Annotated in this window: 2 rRNA genes; both read right to left on the reverse strand. The window is 57.5% G+C overall.

The features are described from left to right. Nucleotides 1-19: 19 nt before the first annotated feature. Nucleotides 20-136: ribosomal RNA gene (gene rrf / locus AC3WUG_RS19270) — 5S ribosomal RNA — on the reverse strand. A 97-nt stretch (nt 137-233) separates the two neighbouring features. After that, nucleotides 234-3,344, reverse strand: a 23S ribosomal RNA gene (locus AC3WUG_RS19275). Nucleotides 3,345-3,417 lie beyond the last annotated feature (73 nt).

Genomic DNA, 3,417 nt, shown 5'->3' on the forward strand with positions numbered 1-3,417 from the left:
TGGCTCTTTCTGAAATGATGTCCGGCGGCGTCCTACTCTCCCACACCCTGGCGAGTGCAGTACCATCGGCGCTGAAGGGCTTAGCTTCCGGGTTCGGAATGGGACCGGGCGTTTCCCCTTCGCTATGACCGCCGTAACTCTGTCGAACAGTCAAACACGGGACACCCCTGAACTGCAAGGGGTGCGTGTTCGTGGTTCGGGAACCGCACAGTGGACGCGTAGCAAAAGTACGAGTGGTGAAGTTGTCGGCTTATTAGTACCGGTCAGCTGCGGCAGTCGTTAGTCCTGCCTTCCACATCCGGCCTATCTACCCGGTGGTCTAGCCGGGAGCCTCTCGGGGACGAGCCCCGTGGAAACCTCATCTTGAAGCAGGCTTCCCGCTTAGATGCTTTCAGCGGTTATCCCTTCCGAACGTAGCCAACCAGCCGTGCTCCTGGCGGAACAACTGGCACACCAGAGGTTCGTCCGTCCCGGTCCTCTCGTACTAGGGACAGCCCTTCTCAAGTTTCCTGCGCGCGCAGCGGATAGGGACCGAACTGTCTCACGACGTTCTAAACCCAGCTCGCGTACCGCTTTAATGGGCGAACAGCCCAACCCTTGGGACCTACTCCAGCCCCAGGATGCGACGAGCCGACATCGAGGTGCCAAACCATGCCGTCGATATGGACTCTTGGGCAAGATCAGCCTGTTATCCCCGGGGTACCTTTTATCCGTTGAGCGACGGCGCTTCCACAAGCCACCGCCGGATCACTAGTTCCGACTTTCGTCCCTGCTCGACCTGTCAGTCTCACAGTCAAGCTCCCTTGTGCACTTGCACTCGCCACCTGATTGCCAACCAGGCTGAGGGAACCTTTGAGCGCCTCCGTTACATTTTAGGAGGCAACCGCCCCAGTTAAACTACCCACCAGGCACTGTCCCTGATCCGGATCACGGACCGAGGTTAGATGTCCAGAGCGACCAGAGTGGTATTTCAACGTTGACTCCACCGACACTGGCGTGCCGGCTTCACAGTCTCCCACCTATCCTACACAAGCCGCACCGAACACCAATACCAAGCTATAGTAAAGGTCCCGGGGTCTTTCCGTCCTGCTGCGCGTAACGAGCATCTTTACTCGTAGTGCAATTTCGCCGAGTTCGCGGTTGAGACAGCGGAGAAGTCGTTACGCCATTCGTGCAGGTCGGAACTTACCCGACAAGGAATTTCGCTACCTTAGGATGGTTATAGTTACCACCGCCGTTTACTGGGGCTTAAATTCTGAGCTTCGCCTTGCGGCTGACCCGTCCTCTTAACCTTCCAGCACCGGGCAGGCGTCAGTCCGTATACATCGTCTTGCGACTTCGCACGGACCTGTGTTTTTAGTAAACAGTCGCTTCTCCCTGGTCTCTGCGGCCCTCCACGCTTCCCGGGCAAGCCGGTACACGCTTCAGGCCCCCCTTCTCCCGAAGTTACGGGGGCATTTTGCCGAGTTCCTTAACCACGATTATCTCGATCGCCTTGGTATTCTCTACCTGACCACCTGAGTCGGTTTAGGGTACGGGCGGCTAGAACCTCGCGTCGAAGCTTTTCTTGGCAGCATAGGATCACCCTCTTCCAGCATACGCTGTCACCATCGGCTCTCAGGCTTGATGAGTGGCGGATTTGCCTACCACTCGCCCTACGACCTTGGACGTGGACTACCATCGCCACGCCGGGCTACCTTCCTGCGTCACTCCTGTTAATACGCTTACCTACTACCGGTTCGGGTCACGTGCTCCATGAGGCGGTGACTCCCGAAGGAGTCGGTGCCACACTTCGGACGTTTAGCATCACCGGGCTCGGTATGGGCGGTTCTTCGCCGGTACGGGAATATCAACCCGTTGTCCATCGACTACGCCTGTCGGCCTCGCCTTAGGTCCCGACTTACCCAGGGCGGATTAGCCTGGCCCTGGAACCCTTGGTCATTCGGCGGACGGGTTTCTCACCCGTCATTCGCTACTCATGCCTGCATTCTCACTCGTGTAGCGTCCACCACTGGGTCACCCCGCAGCTTCACCCGCCACACGACGCTCCCCTACCCATCCACACGCCTGAACCACGAAGGCTTAGCGCAATGTGTGAATGCCACAGCTTCGGCGGTATACTTGAGCCCCGCTACATTGTCGGCGCGGAATCACTTGACCAGTGAGCTATTACGCACTCTTTCAAGGGTGGCTGCTTCTAAGCCAACCTCCTGGTTGTCTGTGCAACTCCACATCCTTTCCCACTTAGCATACGCTTAGGGGCCTTAGCTGGTGGTCTGGGCTGTTTCCCTCTCGACTACGGAGCTTATCCCCCGCAGTCTCACTCCCGCGCTCTCACTTACCGGCATTCGGAGTTTGGCTAACGTCAGTAACCTTGTGGGGCCCATCGGCTATCCAGTAGCTCTACCTCCGGCAAGAAACACGCGAGGCTGCACCTAAATGCATTTCGGGGAGAACCAGCTATCACGAAGTTTGATTGGCCTTTCACCCCTAACCACAGGTCATCCCCCCGGTTTTCAACCCAGGTGGGTTCGGTCCTCCACGCGGTCTTACCCGCGCTTCAACCTGCCCATGGCTAGATCACTTCGCTTCGGGTCTAGAGCACGCGACTACGGTCGCCCTATTCGGACTCGCTTTCGCTACGGCTTCCCCACACGGGTTAACCTCGCCACGTACCACTAACTCGCAGGCTCATTCTTCAAAAGGCACGCCGTCACCCCTGCTAGGGAGGCTCCGACGGATTGTAGGCACACGGTTTCAGGTACTATTTCACTCCCCTCCCGGGGTACTTTTCACCTTTCCCTCACGGTACTTGTCCGCTATCGGTCACTAGGTAGTATTTAGGCTTAGCAAGTGGTCTTGCCAGATTCACACGGGATTTCTCGGGCCCCGTGCTACTTGGGATCCCCCTCGGGAGGCCACGTGATTTCGTCTACGGGGGTACCACCCTCTGTGCCGGGCCTTTCAATGCCCTTCGACTATCACGAGACTTTCTGACTCCCTGCTGGTTCGGCAGAACCAGCTGAAGGGTCCCACAACCCCGCATGCGCAACGCCTGCCGGCTATCACACGCACACGGTTTGGCCTGATCCGCTTTCGCTCGCCACTACTCACGGAATATCTCTTCCTGCCGGTACTGAGATGTTTCACTTCCCGGCGTTCCCTCCACACACCCTATATATTCAGGTGCGGGTCACGCGACATGACTCGCGCGGGGTTTCCCCATTCGGACATCCTCGGATCACGGTTCGTTTGCCAACTCCCCGAGGCTTATCGCAGGCTACGACGTCCTTCTTCGGCTCCTAGTGCCAAGGCATCCACCCTGTGCCCTTAAAAACTTGACCACAAAAACATACTTAAAGATGCTCGCGTCCACTGTGCAGTTCTCAAACAACGAACGATCCCCGAGTCGTGCAC

The sequence above is a fragment of the Cellulomonas sp. EB106-03-03-XG116 genome (genome assembly GCF_058792015.1).